Source organism: Bacillus ndiopicus (genome assembly GCF_000612805.1).
GTDB lineage: Bacteria > Bacillota > Bacilli > Bacillales_A > Planococcaceae > Metasolibacillus > Metasolibacillus ndiopicus.
In genome coordinates this window covers 217869-239583 of the sequence record NZ_HG964405.1, presented here as the reverse complement: position 1 = coordinate 239583, position 21715 = coordinate 217869, and the positions used below count along the sequence as shown (strand labels likewise).

Here is a 21715-nt window from a genome sequence, read left to right as displayed (position 1 = left end):
TAAAAAATAAAAGCGCATGAAATCAGATTGAAAATCCGGATTTCACGCGCTTTCTTCATTTTTAGCGTACTTCCGCGCCCGCTTCTGCAAGTGCTTTTAATACTTTATTATGTGCTGCTACAACTTCTTCATCTGTTAATGTGCGTTCTGCATCAAAATAAGTTAATGAGAATGCAACAGATTTTTTGTCTGCCGCTACTTTTTCGCCCTGATAAACATCAAACACTTTAACATTTTTCAATAATTTCGTGCCTGCTTTGCGAATAATTGCTTCTATCTCGCCAGCTGGTGTTGTACGCTCTAATTCTAATGCAATGTCGCGTGTAATGCTTGGGAAACGTGGAACTGCTTTGTACACAAGCTCCTCTACCTCAGCAGTTAAAATCGCAGCTAGCTTCATTTCCACCACATATGTTTCTTTTAAATCGCTCTTTTTCTGCTCAGCTGGATGCAATTGACCAATTAAACCAATTACTTCGCCATTTAATAAAATGTGCGCAGTACGTCCTGGATGTAAGCCATCCACTACTGCTTTTTCATAGCTTACCCCAGCAGTTAAGCCAAGCTTCGAGAACAGTGCCTCAACAATGCCTTTTGCTACAAAGAAATCCACTGCTTTTTTCTCGCCTTGCCATGCATTATCTGTCCAACGTCCTGTTAAAACAAGCGCAAGATGCTCTTCTTCATGTGGTAACTCTTCCGCTGTTTTACCAAGGAATACTGAGCCGATTTCATATAATGCAACATCGTTTACTTGACGAGCAACATTATGACTTACTGCATCAATTAAATGTGGTAGTAAGCTTTGACGTAATGTTGAATGCTCTTCACTCATTGGCATTAACAGCTTCGTCGTTTCTTCTTTTTGCAATGCAAATTTTTGTGCGGCTGCGGCTGAAGTAAGTGAATACGTTACCGCTTGATATAGGCCTGCCCCTTCCATCACATTGCGTACAATGCGGCGTTTCGCTTGATATGGTGTTAAGCCACCTACTTGTTCACCAGATGCTGGTAAAGTCATCGGAATTTCATCATATCCATATAAACGTGCAATTTCTTCTACAATATCCTCTTCGATTGTAATATCACCACGACGTGTTGGTACATCAACAATTAATAAGCCGTTAGCTGCTTCTACACCGAATTGAAGACGATTTAAAATAGCAATCATATCTTCTAACGAGATTTTCATGCCAAGACGTCCATTAATGAAATCTGGCGACACAACAACGCGTTTAGGTGTTTTATCTAATTCATCCACCAAAACAGTACCTTCTAATACTTCGCCACCTGCTAGCTCAGCTAGTAGACCAGCAGCACGCTCTGCTGCAAGTAGCACGCGGTTCGGATCTACACCCTTTTCGAAACGCGCTGAAGAATCTGAACGTAAGCCTAAATCCTTTGATGTGCGGCGTACAGATGGACCAGCAAAATAAGCAGACTCTATAACAACGGTTGTCGTTGCATCTGAAACTTCTGATTTTGCACCACCCATTACACCTGCAACAGCCTCTGCCACTTCACCATTTGTAATTAAATAGTTATGCGGCTGCAATGTGCGCTCTACATCATCTAAAGTCGTCATTTTTTCGCCTGCTTGAGCTGGGCGTGTTACGATTTTCCCTGTGCCTAATTGATCATAATCAAAAGCATGTAGAGGTTGGCCATACTCTAATAAAATATAGTTCGTAATATCGACAACATTATTGTGAGGACGGATACCACCAGCCATTAAATAATGCTGTAACCATAATGGCGATTCTGCCACTTTGATATTTTTAATAACTTTCGCTGCATATAATGGATTCACCGTTGTATCTTGCACTTCTAGTTGCAATACATCTGCTGCCTTTTCATTTGACGCTATATATGTGCTTTCAGGTAGTTTGACATCCGTCCCTAAAATTGCTGCTACTTCATATGCTACACCTAACATCGACATCGCATCTGAACGGTTTGCTGTTAAGCCTAGCTCTAATACTGTATCGCGTAAGCCTAGTAGCTCTAATGCATCTGTGCCTGGTACGCTATCCTCTGGTAAAACGTAAATCCCTTCTGCGTATGCTTTTGGCACAAGTCGCCCTTCAATTCCTAGCTCTTGTAAAGAACAAATCATACCATTTGATTCTTGACCACGTAGCTTTGCTTTTTTAATTTTAATACCGCCTGGTAAATGCGCACCTGGACGAGCTACAATCACTTTTTGTCCAGCATCAACATTTGGAGCACCACAAATAATTTGCTGTAAGCTTTCTTCGCCAACATCAACTTGGCAAATATTTAATTTATCAGCCTCTGGATGTTTTTCTTTCGAAACAACATGCCCGACAACTACATTTGTCATACCTTGTGAACGATCGATTACAGCATCTACTTCAATACCTGAACGTGTAATTTTTTCTGCTAATTCAGCAGGTGCTAAGTTTGAAAAATCAACATATTGGCTAAGCCATTTTAATGATACTAACATCGTTATTCCACCTTACCCTTCCGCACGCTCGAATTGTGATAAGAAACGCACATCGTTTGTATAAAAATGACGAATATCGTCTACACCGTATTTCAGCATCGCAATACGCTCTACACCGATACCGAATGCGAAACCAGATACTTTTTTCGAATCATAGCCAGCCATTTCAAGTACATTGGGATGCACCATACCTGATCCTAAAATTTCAATCCAGCCTGTTTGTTTACATACGTTACAGCCTGTGCCACCACATTTGAAGCATGATACATCAACTTCTACAGAAGGCTCTGTGAATGGGAAGAAGGATGGGCGTAAACGAATTTCACGATCCGCACCGAACATTTTTTTCGTTAATACGTCTAGTGTTCCTTTTAAATCGCTCATGCAAATATTTTCGCCAACAACAAGACCTTCGATTTGCATGAATTGATGTGAATGTGTTGCATCATCTGAGTCACGACGGAATACTTTACCTGGACAAATAATGCGCACTGCTGCACCTTCTTTGGCTTCCATCGTACGCGCCTGTACAGGTGATGTTTGTGTACGTAGTAAAATTTCCTCGGAAATATAGAACGTATCTTGCATATCACGTGCTGGATGATCCTTTGGTAGGTTTAATGCTTCAAAATTGTAGTAGTCTTTCTCTACTTCTGGCCCTTCCGCAATTTCATACCCCATCGAAATAAATAAATCTTCAATTTCCTCAATAACACGTGTTAATGGATGACGATTTCCAGCTTTAATCGCTGCGCCAGGTAATGTAACATCAATCGATTCCTGCTCTAATTGGGCTTGAATCGCTTGATCTTCTAAATTCGCTGCCTTTGCCTCTAATTCCGCTGTTACATGCTCACGTACAGCATTTACTAATGCCCCCATTTTCGGACGCTCTTCAGCAGAAAGCTTCCCCATACCTTTTAGTAAATCTGTAATCGGGCCTTTTTTCCCTAAATAGGCTACACGTACTTCATTTAACGCTTTTAAATTGGCTGCTTCTTCAATTTTCTTTAGCACTTCTTCTTTCAATTGATTCAATTGTTGTTCCATGATTTTTGCCTCCTTTAAAGTTTTGGTGATAATTAAGCAAAATAAAAAACCTCGCCCCCAAAAAAGGGACGAGGTTGAATGTTCGCGGTACCACCCTAGTTATTGCAATGCAATCACTTCATTTACATAACGACGAATTAGACGCCGGCTATTCTTTCCTCAAAGTGCTCCTCGAATTCCCGAATAGCTGCTCGCAGGGTGAACTGTAGTGTTCGATATCATTATACAAGCTTTCAGTCACGACTTGTACTCCCTCAAATGAATCAATTGAACCTACTCTTCCTGGTCAATGCATTTATTTATACAATATGTTTTTATTCTACGCTATTTTTGTAGGAGGTTCAAGTGGATATTGAAGGGTTGTACATTATTGTTTTATTTATTTCACAAACGCGTATAATAAAATTCCTGTAGCAACTGCCACGTTCAATGACTCAGCCTGTCCTAAAATTGGAATAATAATATTTTGATCAGTTTTTGCTAAAAGCTGTGGACTAATGCCACTTCCTTCATTACCTACGATTAAAGCAAAAGCATCCGTTGCTTCGATTTCCTTGTAGGATACGGCATTTTCAAGTGCTGTGCCGTACACTGCAACGCCCTCTTCTTGCAAGTCCTCTATCCACTCGGCTAAATCACCACGCACAACTGGTATATGGAAATGCGAGCCTTGCGCTGAGCGAAGTGTTTTCGGATTAAAAGCATCTGCACTGCCTTTTCCTAGCACAACTGCATCTAATCCAGCCGCATCCGCTGTACGAATCATTGTGCCAATATTGCCTGGATCTTGTACTGCATCAACAAGTAATACTTTACGCCATGCTTTCATGTTTTCCTCAACTAATTGAGGCTGCTTACAATGTGCAAACACCCCTTGCGATTGCTCCGTTTCTGCTAGCTCTTTAGCCACTGTATCATTTACTTGCACAATTTCAACATCATCAATCGGCCATAACAATGGCAGATCAACTTCGTCCTTGACAATAATTTGCACGATTTGTTCTTTATTTTTTAATGCTTCTTCTACAAGATGGAAGCCTTCTACAATAAATTCTCCTGATTTTTCACGTTCTTTACGTGTTGTCATAAGCTTTTTCCAATGCTTTACAAGTGCATTTTGTGTTGATTCAATACGTTTCATACATACCGCCCTTTTTTCTTTTTCGATGCTTCATTTTATCATAACTTTCCTTTGAAAAGTATAATTCCATAGATTTTGTCCATAGTAACAGTATAAATGAAACTTTTTAAAAGGAGACTAGATGATGAATTTTCAAATACGACAAGCAATTGCCGCCAATGTGGCAGGACAAGATGCACAGGAATTAAGCGATATCGTGGAAGATGCTATCGAGCGTGGCGAGGAGCATTTGCTACCTGGTCTAGGTGTATTTTTAGAAAAATGGTGGAATGCCGCTAATGATCAGGAGCGACAAAATTTCACACAAAAGCTTGCGACACAATTTAACTAGTAGTTTGGCTCACGCGTTAAGTAACATATTTCGTACGCAAGACAATCAAATTTGCACATAACTATTAATGAAAAAAGCAATCCGACATCCCCGGATTGCTTTTACTATGTAGCTATTTAATAACGTACAGCGTCTCCCATACAGTCATTAAAGGAAACTACGAAAGCATTTGGTTGCTCTACCTGCTTACAAATACTTTTCTATAAAAAATAGTTGCCTCTGCAACAATTTCTTAAGCTAATAATGAAATAAGTACTGCTTTTTGTGCATGAAGGCGATTTTCAGCCTGCTCAAAAATATAAGAATTCGGGCCATCTATTACTGATGTTGCAACCTCTTCCTCGCGATGCGCTGGTAAGCAATGTAAAAACATATAGTCTGGCTTGGCATGTGCAACAAGGGCATCATTAATTTGATAGCCTTTGAAATCTTTTAAGCGTTGCGCCGTTTCTTCCTCCTGCCCCATTGAAGTCCAAACATCCGCATAAATAGCATCTGCATTTTGCACTGCTTCCACTGGGTCGTGTGTAGCAAATACAGAGCCGCCGTTTGCTATGGCAATTTGTTGCGCTTGCTCTATAATTGTCGCATCACATTCATAACCAACTGGTGTAGCTACTGCTACATGCATACCTACGTGAGCTGCTGCAATAACAAGTGCGTGAGCAACGTTATTACCATCTCCTACGTAGGCAATTTTTAAGCCCTTTAATTCGCCCTTATTTTCAGCGATTGTCTCCAAATCCGCTAATGCTTGGCAAGGATGATCTAAATCTGTCAAGCCATTGATTACCGGAATTGTTGAATACTGTGCTAACTCTTCTACCATTGCATGCGAGTTGGCACGAATCATAATGCCATCTAAATAGCCTGATAATACACGACCTGTATCTGAAATTGGCTCACCTCGGCCAATTTGCATATCGCGTGCATTCATATACATACCGTAGCCCCCAAGTTGCTGCATACCTACTTCAAATGATACGCGTGTACGAGTAGAGCTTTTTTCAAAAATCATTCCTAACGTTTTACCTTCTAGTAAGCGAGGACATTTCCCTTGCTTTGTCATCATTTTCAACTGTGTCGCTAATTGAATAAGCGACTGTACTTCCTCACTCGTATAATCAAGCAATGTAAGTAAATCTTTCCCCTTCAAACTTTCAATCGGCTTTAACTGAACCTGCTCTAATAACTTCATATTTATACACACCTTTGCAATTTTATGTTGTTTTCATTATACATATGCATAAATATAAAATCAAGCGTATTTTTATGATTTTTTTAAAAAAATCAATTACACTAAGATTTTTTTGAGCTTGTGCTAGTCGAATGAGTCTAAAGTAGCTTTTCGCCCGTTAAACGGTTAGATTCGCCCGATTCAAAGCCAGTTTCGCCCGCAAAATCAAAAAACGCAAGAAACCAATTTTTTTACAATGGATTTCTTGCGCTTTTTAAATTTTTAGGCTGATTTTCCTCAGCCTGCTATATTTATTTCTCTGCATAGCGTTGCATCGTTTCAAAGATTGCTTTTGTTTCTTCACTAGAAGATAAATTAAATATAACAATTTGGTCATTAGCAATAAAGCAAATAAATGGCGGCACATTTTTATCAACGAATAGCTTTACCTTTTCTCCACTTTCAAGTTTAAAATGACCTTTTAACTTTCCTCCTATTGCTGAACCATTTGTGCGCATTGAAATTTTTGGAAGCTCTTCGATTAATTCAAGCTGCTGTATATTTTCCCACCCATATTCATCACCATACATTCCTTTAATCTCAAGTTGTTGCTCTGTAGCACTAACAGACGTTTGTTGTAATGAAAAATACATAATAATAGCTACGCCAACAAGTGTCACAGCTAAAATAATTGCATGTTTTTTCATTTGTTTGCCTGCTCCTTTTTTCATCTTGCCGTTTTCATCCACGATATTGTGATTGTATTTTTGTGATTTTATAATGGCAACAACCGATGATACGATCATAATAATAATTAGTGGTGTGATAAGCTGTTCATAACTGAGCCAATCAGCCACTGCAAGCAATAGAAATAACACCGCTAATACATACATATACCTTGCTATGAAGCGACTAAGCCCTTCTGTATCAACATGTCCCTTCTGTTCCTTGGACATCGTATTGTAGCCTGAAATTAGAAAATACCATTTTAATTTATGTGTCGCAAAGCCTAAAAATACTAAAATCGCAGCGATAGTTATCCAAATCATTTTCTACTCCTTTCTTTTTAAAAAAGGTAGAAATATTCGAAAATGAATATTTCTACCTTGAAATTCTATTACTTATTCAAAAATAATCTCATTTACTTTGTTGCGGTCTAATTTTTTAATTACTTCAACGATTAACTTCACTGCATTTTCATAATCATCGCGATGTAAAATCCCCGCATGCGAATGAATATAGCGCGTTGCTACACCGATTGCTAATGATGGAACACCATTTGCAGTAATATGGATAGCACCTGCATCTGTACCGCCACCTGGGATTGTTTCAAATTGGTGTGGAATATTGTTTTCTTCTGCTACATCAATCACAAAGTCACGCAAACCGCTATGTGCCACCATTGATGCGTCATAAATAACGATTTGTGGGCCTGCACCCATTTTAGAAGTGGATTCTTTTTGTGTTACACCTGGTGTATCCCCTGCAATACCTACATCCACTGCAAAACCGATATCTGGTTGAATTTGATGGGTTGCCGTTTTAGCACCGCGTAAACCAATTTCCTCTTGTACGCTACCTACACCATATACGATATTTGGGTGCTTTTCATCTTTTAATGCGCGTAAAACGTCAATTGCAATTGCACAGCCGATACGGTTATCCCACGCTTTTGCTAATAAATGCTTGTCGTTTTTCATTACATGGAATTCGAAATATGGTGTAATCATATCCCCAGGACGAATACCCCATTCCATCGCTTGCTCTTTTGAAGTCGCACCAACATCGATAAACATATCTTTAATATCAACTGGTTTGTTACGCACTTCAGCTGGTAAAATATGCGGCGGCTTTGAGCCAATAACACCGATAATTTCTTCGCCACTGCGAGTAGTAATTGTCATGCGCTGTGCAAGCATTACTTGCCCCCACCAACCGCCAACTGTTTGGAAGCTAATAAAGCCTTTATCATCAATTTTTGTTACCATTAAGCCGATTTCATCTAAATGTCCTGAAACCATAATTTTCGGACCATTTGCATCGCCAACTTTTTTAGCGATTAAGCTACCTAAATTATCTGTTTCCATTTCATCAGCAAAAGGTGCTATGTATTTTTTCATCACCTCACGTGGTGCACGTTCATTTCCTGGAATACCATTTGCATCCGTTAAGTCTTTCAACATTTGCAAAGTTGTATCTAACTTTGTCATTATTTCGACCTCCTAAATATTTTACTATTACATTATAGCTTGAAACCGCTTGCGAGAAAAGAAAACTATTTTCTATTTTCAGATTTTATTGAGGTGCTTTATGGCAATACGCTCCTCTGCTAATTTTTGTTTTGCAAATCGAGCAAATTGAACAGCATGCTCCCCATCACCATGAAGGCAAATTGTATCCGCACGCAGCGCAACCTCTGTTCCTTGCTGTGAGATCACTGTTCCCTTCTTAACCATTTGTACCATTTGCTGCACTGCTTGCTCTACATTAGTAATGAGAGCGTTGGGCTGTCTGCGTGATGTGAGCGAGCCATCCGCCTGATATGTTCGATCTGCAAATACTTCATGCGCTGTTTGCAACCCAATTTTCTCCCCTGCTTCCGTTAATGCACTTGAAGCTAGGCCAAATAATATAAGTTGTGGTGATACATCATAGACAGCCTGCGCAACTGCCTCAGCCAATGTAGGGTTTGTCGCGGCCATATTATATAAGGCACCATGCGGCTTCACGTGTTGCATCTCTGCATTCATTGTTGTTAAAAATGCTTGTAGTGCGCCAATTTGATAAACAACCATATCGTATGCTTCCTGAGGCGAGATGGCCATTTCGCGACGCCCAAAGCCTACTAAATCTGGCAAGCCTGGATGTGCACCGATTTTTACATCATGCTTTAGCGCTAATTTTACCGTTTCACGCATCACTGTCGGATCACCCGCATGGAAGCCACATGCAATATTTACTGACGTAATGTATTGCAGTATTTCCTCTGTTTCTCCTAATTTATAGTTACCGAAGCTTTCACCTAAGTCGCAATTTATATCCACTGTGTATTTCATTTAGAAACCTCCTATTTTTATTTTAGCAGTTGTGCATTAAAACTATGTATAATAAAGTGGAACTTTAATCGAGCTTTTACGGACAATGGGCGTCTGTACTCCTGCGGTTACTTGTCGCAGCAAAAACCACTGTCCGTTAATGAGGGATAAATTTACAAACTTGCATAGCGGAGGCTTAAAATGTTCAAGCATATTACGTTTAAACCATTAAATGATTGTGCACTACTTGTTGTTTTTGGAGATAGCATTTCCATTACAACACATCAAGAAATCCAGCAATTTCACAAAATAATAGAGCAGCAGCCATTTCAAGGAATGATAGAAGCGGTTCCTAGCTATACATCAATCTGTATTTATTATGATATCGTAAAAGTGTCAAATAGCCCATTACGTAAACATTCATTATCTATTTATGAATGTATTGTTACATACTTGCAAAAATTGCTCCAGAAAAATGAGCAATTTTATGTGCAAACTAGTAGACTTATTGAAATCCCTGTTATTTACGGAGGACAATTTGGTCCAGATTTACCGTTTGTTGCCGAATACCACCAATTATCTGAAGAGGAAATCATTGAACGTCATACAGCGCAGGAATATATTGTTTATATGCTCGGCTTTGCTCCTGGATTCGCTTTTTTAGGAGGGCTAGACGAGACAATCGCAACACCGCGTAAAGAAGTACCTAGATTAGCTATTCCAACAGGCTCTGTCGGTATCGGTGGGCAACAAACAGGTGTCTATCCTTTTGAAACACCTGGAGGCTGGCAAATTATCGGACGTACTCCTCAGGCACTTTTTTTACCTGACAAATACCCACCAACTTATTTACAAGCTGGAGACCGTGTACGCTTTAAAGCGATTTCCGAACAACAATGGAGGGATTTCAAATGACGATAACAGTTATCAAGCCTGGTCTTTTTTCAACGGTTCAAGATAATGGGCGTTATGCTAGCCAACAGTACGGTATTATTGTTAGCGGTGCAATGGATATGTTATCCTATCGCATCGGACAGCTACTATTACAGCAAGAAAATGGAGCAGCAATTGAAATAACGGTTGTTGGGCCTACACTACGCTTTGATGTAGATACAGTAATCGCTATCACAGGCGCTAACTTCTCACCAATTTTAAATGGACAACCTTGCCCTATGTGGCGTCCCGTTCCTATTAAGGCGGGCAGCATCTTAAAATGCGCAACTGCTCAAGTGGGTGCTAGAGGCTATATCGCGGTAAAGCACGGTATTCAAGTACCTTTAGTTTTAGAAAGTCGCAGTACATATTTGCGTGCAAAATTAGGTGGCTTTAATGGACGAGCTTTACAAAAAGGTGATGTTCTTCCAATTACATCTAGTAACATAGTAAAGAGCAATTATTTTATTCACTCTGAAGATTTTATATCATTTTCAAATGATGTGATGATTCGTGTAACAGTCGGTACAGAATGGGCTTCATTCACGGAGGAAAGCAAACAATTATTTTTATTGACACCATTCCAATTATCGAAAGATGCTGATCGTATGGGTTATCGACTACAAAGCGATATTTGTTTAACACATTCTTTGCAAAAAGACTTAATATCTGAGGCTGTAACATTTGGTACAATTCAAGTACCACCTAGTGGACAGCCCATCATTTTAATGGCCGATAGACAAACAACAGGTGGCTATCCTAAAATCGCTCAAGTCATTCAGGCCGATTTACCAAAGCTTGCTCAGCTTCAACCAATGGCAACTATTCGCTTTACTGTTATTTCATTAGAACAAGCTCAAGAAATCTACATAAAACAACAACAGCAGTTAGCTTTATTAAAATTTACCCTACATTAAATTTCAATCATCCACTTCCCCCTTTCGAGAAACTAACAATTAGTGAGAGCTTAAGAAAGCTCTCACTAATCGAAGTTTCAATCCACTTTTCAAAATAAGAATATTCCAAGTTATCAGAATATTTAAAGAAGAGGTCAGATTTTTAAAAATATAGGTAAGATTTTTTCGCTATAATGGCATTTAGATTTAACCAAAAAACTTTATAGAGAGAAAGGTTGAAACAAATGAGGAAAATAAAAGGGATATTTCAACTACTATTGATTGTAGCTATTTTACAAGCTTGTTCAACAGCAAACAAATCTTCTGAAACAAAATCAGGTGACGGAGAATCTTCTTCGTCGGCAGATGAATTAATTATTTTACGTCAATCAGATGCAACCAGCTTAGATCCACACTTCACAGTAGATGTTTCTTCTGCTAACGTTGCACATGGTAAAGTTTATGAAACACTATTAACATTTGATAAGAATCGTAATTTCACTCCGCTTCTTGCAAAATCTTGGGAGCAAGTAGATGATACTACATGGACATTTGAGTTAAATGAAGGTATTACATTCCATGATGGTGCTGCTTTTAATGCAGAAGCTGTCAAGGCTACATTCGATCGCTTATTAGATCCTGCTACAGCTTCACCGCAACGCGATAAATTAGGCATGATTCAATCAGTGACTGTTGATGATGAATATAAAATCACAATGAAATTAAATCAGCCTTATGCTGGTTTACTAGCTATTTTAGCGAGCCAAGAAAGTAGCATTTTAAGCCCAAAAGCACTTCAAGAAAATCCTGATGGCTTAAAAACACATCCAGTTGGTACAGGTCCATTCGTTTTTGAATCTTGGACATCTGGACAATCTATCGTCTTAAAAGCAAATGACAACTACTGGGGTAAAAAGCCTGCATACAAAACAGTGACATTCAAAATTGTTCCAGAAGCTTCAACGCGGTTAGCAATGGTTGAAAATGGAGAGGCGCATATTTCAGACCAAGTTCCTGTAACTGAATTGGCTCGTATAGAAAACTCTTCAACAATGTCATTATTCCGTACAGAAGGTTTAGCGGTTGATTTCGTTGGCTTTAATGTTGAAGTAATGAAAGATGAAAAAGTTCGTCAAGCAATTAGTCAAGCAATTGACCGTGAAGCGATTATTAGCGGTGTTTTTGAAAATGTTGGTACATTAGCAAACTCTGCAATGAGCCCTATGGTTGTTGGCTACTCAAAAAATGTAAAAGCTTATGACTACGATATACAGAAAGCAAAATCATTATTACAAGAAGCTGGATTTGCTGAAGGAACGACAATTCGTTTATTAACTGACGATCGCAAAGAGCGTGTGAATATGGCTGAGGTAATTCAATCACAGCTTAAAGGTATCGGCATAAATCTAGAAATTCAAGTAGTAGAATGGGGTACATTTATTGATGAGCTAACACAGAAAAAGCATGAAATGTTTATTAGTGGCTGGGGGAACGCGACTGGTGATGGTGACTACAACCAATACAATCTATTCCACACTGCATCACATGGCCCAGCTGGTAACTTCTTCTACTACTCTAACACTGAAGTAGATAAAATTATTGAAGAGGCTCGTGGTGAAGGAGATTTAACGAAGCGTGCAGGACTTTATGAAAAAGCAATGCAAATCGAATTAGATGAAGCTGTGTACATTCCAATTCGTAGTTATGAGCACCTAGCTATCTATAATAACAATGTGAAAAACTTTTGGTTAGACGCTTCAAACTATGCTAAAATTTCAGATGTAGAAATTACAAAATAAAGTAAATTTTCAATCAGTAGGGGTTTCTGACGTCCAGCGTCTTTCCCCTACTGATTTGTTGAATTTGAATATAAACTTACCGAGAAAATGTTGAATTGAAAGGAGCTTACGATGAGTAAGTGGCTACTAAATGTTCGCTTAGAAACAGGTGAACATTTACACGAAGATGGAAGCGTCCAAACAATAACGGATTTGTTCCATATTGAAATTGATGAACATGGGCATATCGCACAATTGCAAGCCTCCAATGAAATGTTCTCCCCTAACAACGCCCAAGATATGCAAGGACAGCTAGCATTACCTGCTTTTAAAGAAATGCATAACCACCTAGATAAAACTTATCTATCTTTACCGTGGAAAGCTTGTCGTATCGTAAACAGTCTTGAGGAGCGCCTGCATTTCGAATCATTAGAGCTTTCCATTTTAGTAGAAAGCTGTGAACAACGGGCAAGTGCAATGATTGAGAAAATTTTAGAACATGGCGCTAACCATATTCGCACACACGTTAATATTGACCCTTATATCGGTTTAAAAAATTTAGAAGGTGTTTTAGCAGCACTTGATAAGTATAAGGATTATGTAACAGCAGATATTATCGCCTTCCCTCAGCATGGTCTATTGCGCGATAATGTACCCAATTTATTGCGTGAGGCACTCCAAAATGGTGCAACAATGCTTGGTGGTCTAGATCCAGGTGGCATTGATCGCAATATCGAAAAATCGCTACAAACAACACTGGAGATTGCGCAGGAGTTCAATGTGGATGTTGATATCCATCTACATGATACTGGACATTTAGGCTATTATACAATCGATAAATGGCTTGATTTAGTAGAGGCAAACGATTTTCAAGGAAAAACTGATTTTAGCCACGCCTTTTCTTTAGGTGATTTGACTACACTTGAGCAAATTTCGATAGCTAAGCGCTTAAATGAGCATAACGTAGCCATTATGTCGACAATTCCGTATGATTTAGGCAAATACACGATACCTCCTATTGATTTATTAGCAAAGCATGGAGTGAATATTCATTTTGGCTGTGATGGCTTCTATGATTCTTGGAGCCCTAATGAAGTTGGCGATATTTTGCAAAAGGCTTGTTCATTTGCTGAGGTGACACGCAAAATTACAGAGCGTGAACTTCGTCAAAGCTTAAGCTATATTACAAATGGGATTACACCATTAGATCACGAAGGTACAATGCAATGGCCAAAAGTTGGTGATGAGGCAAGCTTTGTCTTTTTACGATCAAGCTGTAGCGCCGAAGCGATTGCACGCCCTCCAAAAAAGCGCATTATGATGAATAAAGGAAAGTTTTTTAATTGATAGGGTTTGTCAGAAAGGACGTATCTGAAAAGACATTTTGAGACACATCCTTGCGACGAGTAATCGTAGAAGCTAAGATTTTTAACAACTATTTAATATAGAAGCTAAGGCAGTCCGAAAAAGAAATACTTTTTGGACTGCCTCTTTCCGGACAAGCCCGTTTTATACTTATTTGCAATTTTATTGAATTGAAGTGTGATTCAAATAAAATAAAAAAATTTTTTTAAAATGAAACCTTTTCTATACTTCATACGTATACGAGGAAATATGGACTAAACAAGGGGGAACTCTTCATGGCTCTTCTACTTCGAGTGCTGATTTTGGTTATTATTATTTATATATTTTACAAAGGAGTTCGATATCTTATTGATCCAAAGCGCAAGCTAGATGAAGCTTATGAAAACGGGCAATATTATTTTTATGATGATGTGAAAAATGTGCGAAAAAACTTCTTTATTTCATATAAGGGAGCACTCTTTGAAGGAGAAAAATATTTAGGCACAACAGAGGATGCATTTGAAGTTATATCTATTTTTGTATTTGTACACGATACGATGAAACTACAAGGGCTTACGAAAAGCGACTTTTTATATTTAGAAAAAGAAATTAAAATGAGCTACCCAAACGCTAAAATTAGCTGGAAAAACCCAATTGAAAATTTGATGAAAGAAGAAGGACATGTCTAAAAATCCATTTTAAGACACGCTCTTGTGACGAGTAATTGCAGGAAGCGGAGCGTCAGGTATAAAGCTTTTAGCAAATATTTTAATGTAGAAGCTAAGGCAGTCCGAAAAAGGAATACTTATTGGACTGCCCTTTTTCTTTGTTACTTTAGCAATGTGACAAGTAAGTATGTTTGGACAGCAGCAAGCAACGGAAAGCCAAATGCAAATAAATTATGGCGTGTTTTATGACGAAATAAATACATGCCTAATACACCGCCTATTGCCCCTCCGAAAATAGCAACAATAAATAATGTTTTTTCAGCAATACGCCACTTCTTGTTAACTGCCCTTGATTTATCACTATACATTAATATACAAAGGATAAGTGACATTACTGCTACATAAGCTAACACAGCAATTTCCATTTTAACAACCACCTTAAATATAGACAAAAAGACTGATGGAGTACCCCACCAGCCTTTATTTTATCATTTCTTATTTAGCTTGTGCATTTTTAGCAGCTTCTGCTAATTGAGCAAATGCTGTTGCATCGTTAACAGCTAAGTCAGCTAACATTTTACGGTTAACTTCGATACCTGCTAATTTTAAACCGTGCATTAAACGGCTGTAAGAAAGACCGTTGATGCGTGCAGCTGCGTTGATACGAGTGATCCATAATTTACGGAAATCACGTTTCTTTTGACGACGGTCACGGTATGCATATTGACCTGATTTCATTACTGCTTGGTTAGCTACTTTATATAGAGTGTGTTTTGAACCAAAGTAACCTTTAGCTAATTTTAATACTTTTTTGCGACGTGCGCGTGTTACTGTTCCGCCTTTTACGCGTGGCATAGTAATTACCTCCTGCTAATTCTTTCGAATAGATTGTTTTAGTGTGAACCTGATTGTTCAATGATTATTTCATGTAAGTTAATAATGAACGGATACGTTTGAAATCGCCTGAAGAAGCAACTTTCGCTTTACGTAGGTGGCGTTTTTGCTTAGTTGATTTGTTAGCAAATAAGTGGCTACCATAAGCACGGTCAAATTTTAATTTTCCAGTACCCGTTTTTTTGAAACGCTTAGCAGCGCCACGGTGAGTTTTCATTTTTGGCATGTCGAATTTCCTCCTAAACTAAATACTAAATGTTATTGTTTTTCATTCTTTGGTTGAAGAACTAAAAACATGCTACGACCATCCATCTTCGGTTTTTGTTCAACCGTTGCGATTTCGGCACAAGCTTCAGCAAAGCGATCTAACACACGTTGACCAATTTCTTTATGTGTAATCGCACGACCTTTAAAGCGAATACTTGCTTTTACTTTATCACCTTTTTCAAGGAATTTCATAGCTGCACGTAGCTTCGTTTGGTAATCATGCTCATCAATCGTTGGGCTCAGACGAACCTCTTTCATATTGATGACCTTTTGATTTTTACGAATTTCGCGATCTTTCTTTTGCTGTTCGAACTTAAATTTACCATAGTCCATGATACGTGCGACTGGCGGCTTGGCTTGAGGAGCCACAAGGACAAGATCCAAGTTTACACGAGCGGCAATTTCAAGCGCCTCATTGCGTGTTTTCACACCAAGTTGGTCACCATTATGGTCGATTAGACGAAGTTCACGCGCGCGAATGCCTTCGTTTACATACATGTCTTTGCTAATAATAATCCACCTCCAAGTAGTGTCGCGAACAAATACATGGTTTGAGCAAGTACTCTTACCCGGTTGAACGGTACATCTTTTACGTTTATCCATAAAAAAAGGACGGACATTGTAGAAGATGTCCGCCCGCTATATGTGCATACGTAAATATACGTAAAACAATTCAACGTGTCAAACCTGTCAACTACTAAAAGCGTCGAACTTCAGGTGAGAAGCGGGCAGCCTCTACTTCAACCACAAACTTGTATTTATTAACCTTACTTATAATAGCATGGGTATTTTTCTATGTCAACAGAAAATATTGTTTATTTTCCCCTACATTAATAGATAGTGCATCGAAAGTGAAGCGTCAAAAACCACTATGTACACCCGATTGATATTCTACAGTCTAGCAAGCCGCATTTAAAATTGCTATTCAAATGGCTTTTTCCTTAAACTAAATAAAGGATTTAAAAGAATATCGAAGAATTGTATTATATTATGAAACACTTATAGGAGTTGGATGAATATGTTTGTAACAACGAGACCCTTAAAAATTAAATATAAAAATCTGCAAAATCCTATGCAGGACTTTATGCAAATTAATGACAACAATAACTCTCTTACAAAGGAAGTTGTTTTTTTACGATATATTGGTATAGTCGATTCCATTGATCTTTATCAACAAGATATTTTAAAAATGGATGCGTATTTTGCACAGCAACGCATTCCTTATTTACGATTACATAAACTTGAGAAAATTACGAATAAAGCGGAAGTAGATCGGCTTATGGAGCTTTGGGAAAATGTGCAAGCTACGTTGGAACACCTCCCTTCACTTGACAAAGCCCCTTTAGGTAGCAAACTAAACAATGCTAGTCTTGAATGGACGAAAAAGCTAAGCTTCAAACAAATAATCCAAATTTATAAAGACAGTCAGCCTCATTCCAACGCAACTTTATTAAAAAATTTTGCGATAAAATTTTTATACTGGATGGATTATTATTTACCCCGGATTTTCTCAGCAGAAAATCAAAAATCACCGAAAATTGTTTTTATTGGGGACATTGCACAGCACGAGTTATTATTCTTATATTTTTTATCAACACTAGGTTGTGATATTTGCTATATGAATCCTAGAGAAGACGGGGCAAATATTCCTTCTGTTATAGCAGCGTCATCCACTTTGCATAAATGTCGAGACTTCTATCAAAAAGAGCTAACAATTCCAATGCATAGTGTACAACCGCCGCAACCACCCATTCCTCCAGCTCAAAGTGCTAAGATTACTTCTACGGAAGAATGTAGCTATGAACAATTAGCTTCTTTGGCCATATCTGTTGTTATGATTAAAACATTTGGGCCTGACAATGAAGTTGTCTGCTTTGGTTCAGGTGTTGTGCTACATCATGATGGCTATATACTAACGAACTTGCATGTTGTGAGTGGCGGAGCGTATTATACTGTGCTTTATGAAAATGATACAATCGAATATACAACGGACCAGTTTGTGAAATATCACAATATCTATGATTTGGCGATATTGAAGGTAAATAGAGCAAGCAAAGCATTGCCTGTTAAAAAAGATGGTCAATTAGTGCGAGGGCAGAAAATTGTGGCGATTGGCAGCCCATTAGGATTATTTAATTCTGTTTCAGATGGCATTGTGTCAGGCTTTCGAGATATTCGACAAATGTCGATGATTCAATTTACGGCAGCTATTTCAAATGGCAGCTCTGGCGGTGCTTTATTAGATATGCATGGACGATTAGTCGGCCTAATTACAGCAGGCTTTGATGATGGACAGAACCTTAATTTAGCTGTACCTGCACATATCATTTATCAATTTGCCGAGAATTTTATTGAATAAAACGAGTAAGGTCGTATCTGAAAAATCATTTTCAGAAGCGACCTTCCTTTATCCTTTACCGTACCAGTTAAGTGCATTCGCGTAGAAGATTTTATCTGGAACGTAATTTCTCCAAAAGCAAACAATGGGCTGTTTTTGTCTACACATATAGGCTGAATCCATTGATCTCCTAAATCACATAAATACCTATAGTTATTTTCGTCTATTGCTATAACAGCAATATGAGCTTTTTCAGTAAAGCGTCTATATTTCAAAATTCATATTTCTTAAATCGTTTACTGAGAGTTTCTTCATACGGTATCCACTCCGAATCACTCCATAATGACATTTTTGTGAGTTCTGACAGTTTATCTACGGCTTGTTCTGGGCTTGTAATACTAATGATGTTGTCAAAATCCTCATTATGAATATCCAATGCTTTCCGCAAATAGTCATCATTAAGACGCTCTTCTTTGAGATGTTCATATTCATCCCTTGTCCACTGCTCACAAAAGATTCTTTCTGCTTGAATGTCTCCATTCTCGAAAAACGACAACTCAAATATTTCCTCATTCATATATCCAGCAGTCATCACCGGCTCCCTGATAAGCCGAGACAACGTTTTGCCAATCTTTTTGACCGTACCCCACACAAAATAATCGTGGAGCACGCTAATCCAGTTCTCGTTGCTTTTACTTACGTACACGATTACTTTAATCCCATGAGTCTCATCATTTGGCACACCTAATACTTGAGCCTGCTCATTGCTTAGCTCTCTTAATGCTTCAACAATTTTCTCAAGATTGTTCGATTTAATATGCAAATTTGCGAATGATCTTCCCACGAGATAACCTCCTCTTATCACTTTCTTGCTAAGCCTGATTTTTGTGTATATCCTATAGATTGGTTTTGCATATTACTTTTATTTACAGTGGCTGAATACACTACAATAATTTTAAACTCGGATTATCAAAATTGGCCCATGCTATATTGCTGTCAATGTATCGAACCATTCTATAGGCTACTGGCTTAAACCCACACTTTGGCCAAAATGTTGAAGAAGCAAGGTTAGTTATTCGCCAATCTGTTACCATGGTGCTATATCCCTTTTCTTTCATCAATCTATAGCCTTCATTCATCAGCTTTTTGCCAATGCCTTTTCCCATTTGTACATCATAGGTACCTGCAACACTTAACTCTACGCTATTATCGGGTGTCATTAAATTTGACATACTAGGATAGTACACTTGAAATCCTAATTCTTTCATATCCTTTATTGCAATAAGACAGGTTTCATCATTTCCTTCAACTATACCTTCGTATCCAGCTTTTATTTCCAATACTGCTTCAGGTAATACAGGCTCAAACGTAGGCGCAGCATTTTGATACGATTGAATAATACTAGACATTTTCCCTAGCGTTGTACTATCCATTTTATGAGCCACCCTAACCTCTGCATCAGATACATTTTCAAAAGGTTGATAATCCGCCATGCTCATTACCCCATGTACTTGCTGGATAAAAAAGCTTAATCGTTGGCAGGCATCATAATACACTTGATTGCCGAGAGGTATTAGCATGTAGTGCATAAAGCAACCTTGCGCTACCCATGCTTCTGAAGCCTTCGCATATAAACTCCTAATAAGTTCAGGCGATTGATCCGCTCGAATGGCGACTCCCTCGTAATGCCCCCATATATGTCTGCCTCTCACCGTATCATGCTTTAACTCTCCGATGATATAGCCTACTAGTTCACTATTAATAAATGCCCCAATGCCAATCATTTGTTTATTAGTAAACCATCCCGCAAGTAAATCTGTTATATAGTTAACATGAAGATTGCTATTTTTTAGAAACGGGAACACCCTACTCTCAAGATTTTGCCTTTCTATAAGTAGTTTTGCCATTGCTGGTATATCTTCAATAGTCATTTGTTTGAATTCCATTTCTACTCCCCCTCCGATAACTTTACATTATCTGATTAGCTATATAACAAGCAATGCTTAATTTTTTGCTGACATAAATCTCGATGCTTAGAGGACACTAAAAGCTCAAGAAATAATGAAAAAAGGCACTTTCTGTTCAAAGCTAACAGAAGGTGCCTTCGAAGATGTTCCATTCATTCAATTAACTTAAAATACAACAACATTAAAAAACTAATGAGAATGAAAGAAAATAAAATTATTAAAGGAAACTTCTCTTTATGTTCCTTAATTCGGTTCATTTTAAGCAGTAGTACTATACAAAGACAGAGACTAATACCTAAAAGAATAGTAGGAAGTATAGTTAGCAAAACTACTCTCCTTTCTTAATATAACCTAACATTGACTACCAACCCAGAATGGATTCGGGTTGTTTGTTCCCTTCCACTTGATCCAAGTTCCACACCCCTGAATATTTACAAGATTTAAAGCGATTGCTCCGATATCATATAATCCCACTGCAATAATAGTTGCTAACCCAACAGGTGGAGCAATAAAGGCAGCAATAGCCAATCCAAGTGAAGCTATTGCTGCACCAATTTGGATATAAGTTATTATCGTAGCAGTTTCGCAACTATCAAAATAGGTATAAAATCCATCCGCAGTCTTTTCAAAGTTACTTTTCCCCTTACAATCAGCTAATATACCAACTGAATTCATTAATTCAAAATCCTTTACAGTAGTCACAATTAAATCTTCGGATACATTTGCTTTTCTTGCTGATTCCTCATCAAAATTCAAACCATTTTCATCAAATACTACATATGGCTGAAGAGTTGATATATCCTCAGTGATTTGATTATGTCCATCAATTTTGGATTTTGCTAGATTTATATCAGTCTTTGTTGCTCCTTGTTTTATAGCTAAATTAGTATCTAAAGCAATATAATCTCCTTCTAAATAAATTGTATTATCAAATTTACTATCTAACTCCAGTACTTCTGTAAAAATGGTTGATAATATTTCATTTTTTTGAATTTCTACTTGAGCTGCAGCAGCAGGTACTTGTGCCACTATTGAAAACAAAAATACTAGACTTATTACTCCTACAATAATTTTCTTCAGATTCTTCATATTTAAAAACTCCTAACATATTATATTAGAATATGCGCAAATTCTTAATTAAATCTATTCTATAATGAAAGAAGAGAAACCTTTATTATTCAAGAAAACAAATCAAAAGTAGGGTCTATTATACATTTTGTTTCTTTTTTCGACATTTCCTATAAAAGTATTTTAATTCATTTTTATAACTTAAAATGTAATCAAGAAAATATACTATATACATATTCCTTGCTACTCTGGGCACTCTTACCTTTCTCTAACAATCCCTACTGCCAAGCTGTATAGGGCCTATTATGTATGCTGGACACAACAGAAAACAGCCCACTAGCAATGCTTATGGGCTGTT

Annotated in this window: 21 protein-coding genes and 1 other annotated feature; of the genes, 7 read left to right on the top strand and 14 right to left on the bottom strand. The window is 37.9% G+C overall.

Features of this window, described 5'->3' with window-relative positions; translation table 11 throughout:
- Positions 1-61: 61 nt before the first annotated feature.
- The 3 genes from pheT to TY13_RS09445 all read right to left on the bottom strand — a co-directional run bounded on the left by pheT (position 62) and on the right by TY13_RS09445 (position 4661).
- Positions 62-2470 carry a phenylalanine--tRNA ligase subunit beta gene (gene pheT / locus TY13_RS09455; protein ID WP_042474813.1) on the bottom strand — a complete coding sequence of 803 codons (2409 nt, stop codon included), beginning with the start codon at positions 2468-2470 and terminating at the stop codon, positions 62-64.
- A gap of 12 nt (positions 2471-2482) precedes the next feature.
- A complete protein-coding gene (gene pheS / locus TY13_RS09450; protein ID WP_042474811.1) occupies positions 2483-3520 on the bottom strand; it encodes a phenylalanine--tRNA ligase subunit alpha in 1038 nt (345 codons plus the stop codon).
- 61 nt (positions 3521-3581) lie between these two features.
- Positions 3582-3819, bottom strand: a binding site (T-box leader).
- An 80-nt stretch (positions 3820-3899) separates the two neighbouring features.
- A complete protein-coding gene (locus tag TY13_RS09445; protein WP_042474808.1) occupies positions 3900-4661 on the bottom strand; it encodes a TrmH family RNA methyltransferase in 762 nt (253 codons plus the stop codon).
- Between the two features lie 124 nt (positions 4662-4785).
- On the opposite strand from TY13_RS09445, the gene sspI reads away from it, so the two are divergent.
- Positions 4786-4992: a small acid-soluble spore protein SspI gene (sspI, locus tag TY13_RS09440; protein ID WP_042474805.1), complete on the top strand. Its 207-nt coding sequence runs from the start codon at positions 4786-4788 to the stop codon at positions 4990-4992.
- A gap of 232 nt (positions 4993-5224) precedes the next feature.
- On the opposite strand, the gene argF is transcribed toward sspI, so the two are convergent.
- From argF to TY13_RS09420, 4 genes are all read right to left on the bottom strand, one after another.
- Positions 5225-6190: an ornithine carbamoyltransferase gene (argF, locus tag TY13_RS09435; protein WP_042474802.1), complete on the bottom strand. Its 966-nt coding sequence runs from the start codon at positions 6188-6190 to the stop codon at positions 5225-5227.
- 290 nt (positions 6191-6480) lie between these two features.
- Positions 6481-7218: a DUF3784 domain-containing protein gene (locus TY13_RS09430; RefSeq protein ID WP_052344285.1), complete on the bottom strand. Its 738-nt coding sequence runs from the start codon at positions 7216-7218 to the stop codon at positions 6481-6483.
- A 72-nt stretch (positions 7219-7290) separates the two neighbouring features.
- Positions 7291-8379, bottom strand: coding sequence for a M42 family metallopeptidase (locus tag TY13_RS09425; RefSeq protein WP_042474799.1), 1089 nt, complete (start codon positions 8377-8379; stop codon positions 7291-7293).
- A gap of 78 nt (positions 8380-8457) precedes the next feature.
- A complete protein-coding gene (locus tag TY13_RS09420; protein WP_042474797.1) occupies positions 8458-9225 on the bottom strand; it encodes a LamB/YcsF family protein in 768 nt (255 codons plus the stop codon).
- A gap of 180 nt (positions 9226-9405) precedes the next feature.
- Here TY13_RS09420 and pxpB point away from each other — a divergent pair, with 180 nt between their 5' ends.
- From pxpB to TY13_RS09395, 5 genes are all read left to right on the top strand, one after another.
- Positions 9406-10119, top strand: coding sequence for a 5-oxoprolinase subunit PxpB (pxpB, locus tag TY13_RS09415; protein ID WP_042474794.1), 714 nt, complete (start codon positions 9406-9408; stop codon positions 10117-10119).
- Positions 10116-11054, top strand: a complete 939-nt coding sequence (locus TY13_RS09410) for a 5-oxoprolinase subunit C family protein (protein ID WP_042474792.1) — start codon at positions 10116-10118, stop codon at positions 11052-11054. The genes pxpB and TY13_RS09410 overlap by 4 nt, the downstream gene beginning before the upstream one ends.
- A gap of 224 nt (positions 11055-11278) precedes the next feature.
- Positions 11279-12832: a glutathione ABC transporter substrate-binding protein gene (locus tag TY13_RS09405; protein WP_042474790.1), complete on the top strand. Its 1554-nt coding sequence runs from the start codon at positions 11279-11281 to the stop codon at positions 12830-12832.
- 111 nt (positions 12833-12943) lie between these two features.
- Positions 12944-14158 carry an amidohydrolase gene (locus TY13_RS09400; protein ID WP_042474786.1) on the top strand — a complete coding sequence of 405 codons (1215 nt, stop codon included), beginning with the start codon at positions 12944-12946 and terminating at the stop codon, positions 14156-14158.
- Between the two features lie 293 nt (positions 14159-14451).
- Positions 14452-14844 (top strand): hypothetical protein, encoded by a 393-nt coding sequence (locus TY13_RS09395; protein WP_042474783.1) that lies wholly within the window; start codon positions 14452-14454, stop codon positions 14842-14844.
- A gap of 140 nt (positions 14845-14984) precedes the next feature.
- On the opposite strand, the gene TY13_RS09390 is transcribed toward TY13_RS09395, so the two are convergent.
- The 4 genes from TY13_RS09390 to infC form a co-directional block, all read right to left on the bottom strand.
- Entirely contained in the window at positions 14985-15248 is a 264-nt protein-coding gene (locus TY13_RS09390; protein ID WP_042474780.1) for a DUF1294 domain-containing protein, read from the bottom strand.
- Positions 15249-15318: 70 nt separating this feature from the next.
- A complete protein-coding gene (rplT, locus tag TY13_RS09385; RefSeq protein ID WP_042474776.1) occupies positions 15319-15678 on the bottom strand; it encodes a 50S ribosomal protein L20 in 360 nt (119 codons plus the stop codon).
- A gap of 64 nt (positions 15679-15742) precedes the next feature.
- Positions 15743-15943, bottom strand: coding sequence for a 50S ribosomal protein L35 (gene rpmI, locus TY13_RS09380; protein ID WP_042474774.1), 201 nt, complete (start codon positions 15941-15943; stop codon positions 15743-15745).
- A gap of 32 nt (positions 15944-15975) precedes the next feature.
- Positions 15976-16497, bottom strand: coding sequence for a translation initiation factor IF-3 (gene infC, locus TY13_RS09375; protein ID WP_195891691.1), 522 nt, complete (start codon positions 16495-16497; stop codon positions 15976-15978).
- 505 nt (positions 16498-17002) lie between these two features.
- Here infC and TY13_RS09370 point away from each other — a divergent pair.
- On the top strand, positions 17003-18343 hold the full coding sequence (locus tag TY13_RS09370; protein ID WP_042474765.1) for a trypsin-like peptidase domain-containing protein: 1341 nt from the start codon (positions 17003-17005) through the stop codon (positions 18341-18343).
- Positions 18344-18593: 250 nt separating this feature from the next.
- Here the strand turns inward: TY13_RS09370 and TY13_RS09360 are convergent, their stop codons facing one another.
- The 3 genes from TY13_RS09360 to TY13_RS09350 all read right to left on the bottom strand — a co-directional run bounded on the left by TY13_RS09360 (position 18594) and on the right by TY13_RS09350 (position 21378).
- Positions 18594-19166: a hypothetical protein gene (locus TY13_RS09360; protein ID WP_042474760.1), complete on the bottom strand. Its 573-nt coding sequence runs from the start codon at positions 19164-19166 to the stop codon at positions 18594-18596.
- A 100-nt stretch (positions 19167-19266) separates the two neighbouring features.
- Positions 19267-20268 carry a GNAT family N-acetyltransferase gene (locus tag TY13_RS09355; protein ID WP_042474757.1) on the bottom strand — a complete coding sequence of 334 codons (1002 nt, stop codon included), beginning with the start codon at positions 20266-20268 and terminating at the stop codon, positions 19267-19269.
- A gap of 372 nt (positions 20269-20640) precedes the next feature.
- Positions 20641-21378 carry a hypothetical protein gene (locus tag TY13_RS09350; protein ID WP_230199415.1) on the bottom strand — a complete coding sequence of 246 codons (738 nt, stop codon included), beginning with the start codon at positions 21376-21378 and terminating at the stop codon, positions 20641-20643.
- Positions 21379-21715 lie beyond the last annotated feature (337 nt).

Bases quoted from the DNA above. Each gene is read 5' to 3' on its own strand.
- pheT (WP_042474813.1), bottom strand. From the start codon at position 2,470: ATGTTAGTATCATTAAAATGGCTTAGCCAATATGTTGATTTTTCAAAC.
- pheS (WP_042474811.1), bottom strand. From the start codon at position 3,520: ATGGAACAACAATTGAATCAATTGAAAGAAGAAGTGCTAAAGAAAATT.
- TY13_RS09445 (WP_042474808.1), bottom strand. From the start codon at position 4,661: ATGAAACGTATTGAATCAACACAAAATGCACTTGTAAAGCATTGGAAA.
- sspI (WP_042474805.1), top strand. From the start codon at position 4,786: ATGAATTTTCAAATACGACAAGCAATTGCCGCCAATGTGGCAGGACAA.
- argF (WP_042474802.1), bottom strand. From the start codon at position 6,190: ATGAAGTTATTAGAGCAGGTTCAGTTAAAGCCGATTGAAAGTTTGAAG.
- TY13_RS09430 (WP_052344285.1), bottom strand. From the start codon at position 7,218: ATGATTTGGATAACTATCGCTGCGATTTTAGTATTTTTAGGCTTTGCG.
- TY13_RS09425 (WP_042474799.1), bottom strand. From the start codon at position 8,379: ATGACAAAGTTAGATACAACTTTGCAAATGTTGAAAGACTTAACGGAT.
- TY13_RS09420 (WP_042474797.1), bottom strand. From the start codon at position 9,225: ATGAAATACACAGTGGATATAAATTGCGACTTAGGTGAAAGCTTCGGT.
- pxpB (WP_042474794.1), top strand. From the start codon at position 9,406: ATGTTCAAGCATATTACGTTTAAACCATTAAATGATTGTGCACTACTT.
- TY13_RS09410 (WP_042474792.1), top strand. From the start codon at position 10,116: ATGACGATAACAGTTATCAAGCCTGGTCTTTTTTCAACGGTTCAAGAT.
- TY13_RS09405 (WP_042474790.1), top strand. From the start codon at position 11,279: ATGAGGAAAATAAAAGGGATATTTCAACTACTATTGATTGTAGCTATT.
- TY13_RS09400 (WP_042474786.1), top strand. From the start codon at position 12,944: ATGAGTAAGTGGCTACTAAATGTTCGCTTAGAAACAGGTGAACATTTA.
- TY13_RS09395 (WP_042474783.1), top strand. From the start codon at position 14,452: ATGGCTCTTCTACTTCGAGTGCTGATTTTGGTTATTATTATTTATATA.
- TY13_RS09390 (WP_042474780.1), bottom strand. From the start codon at position 15,248: ATGGAAATTGCTGTGTTAGCTTATGTAGCAGTAATGTCACTTATCCTT.
- rplT (WP_042474776.1), bottom strand. From the start codon at position 15,678: ATGCCACGCGTAAAAGGCGGAACAGTAACACGCGCACGTCGCAAAAAA.
- rpmI (WP_042474774.1), bottom strand. From the start codon at position 15,943: ATGCCAAAAATGAAAACTCACCGTGGCGCTGCTAAGCGTTTCAAAAAA.
- TY13_RS09370 (WP_042474765.1), top strand. From the start codon at position 17,003: ATGTTTGTAACAACGAGACCCTTAAAAATTAAATATAAAAATCTGCAA.
- TY13_RS09355 (WP_042474757.1), bottom strand. From the start codon at position 20,268: ATGGAATTCAAACAAATGACTATTGAAGATATACCAGCAATGGCAAAA.
- TY13_RS09350 (WP_230199415.1), bottom strand. From the start codon at position 21,378: ATGAAGAATCTGAAGAAAATTATTGTAGGAGTAATAAGTCTAGTATTT.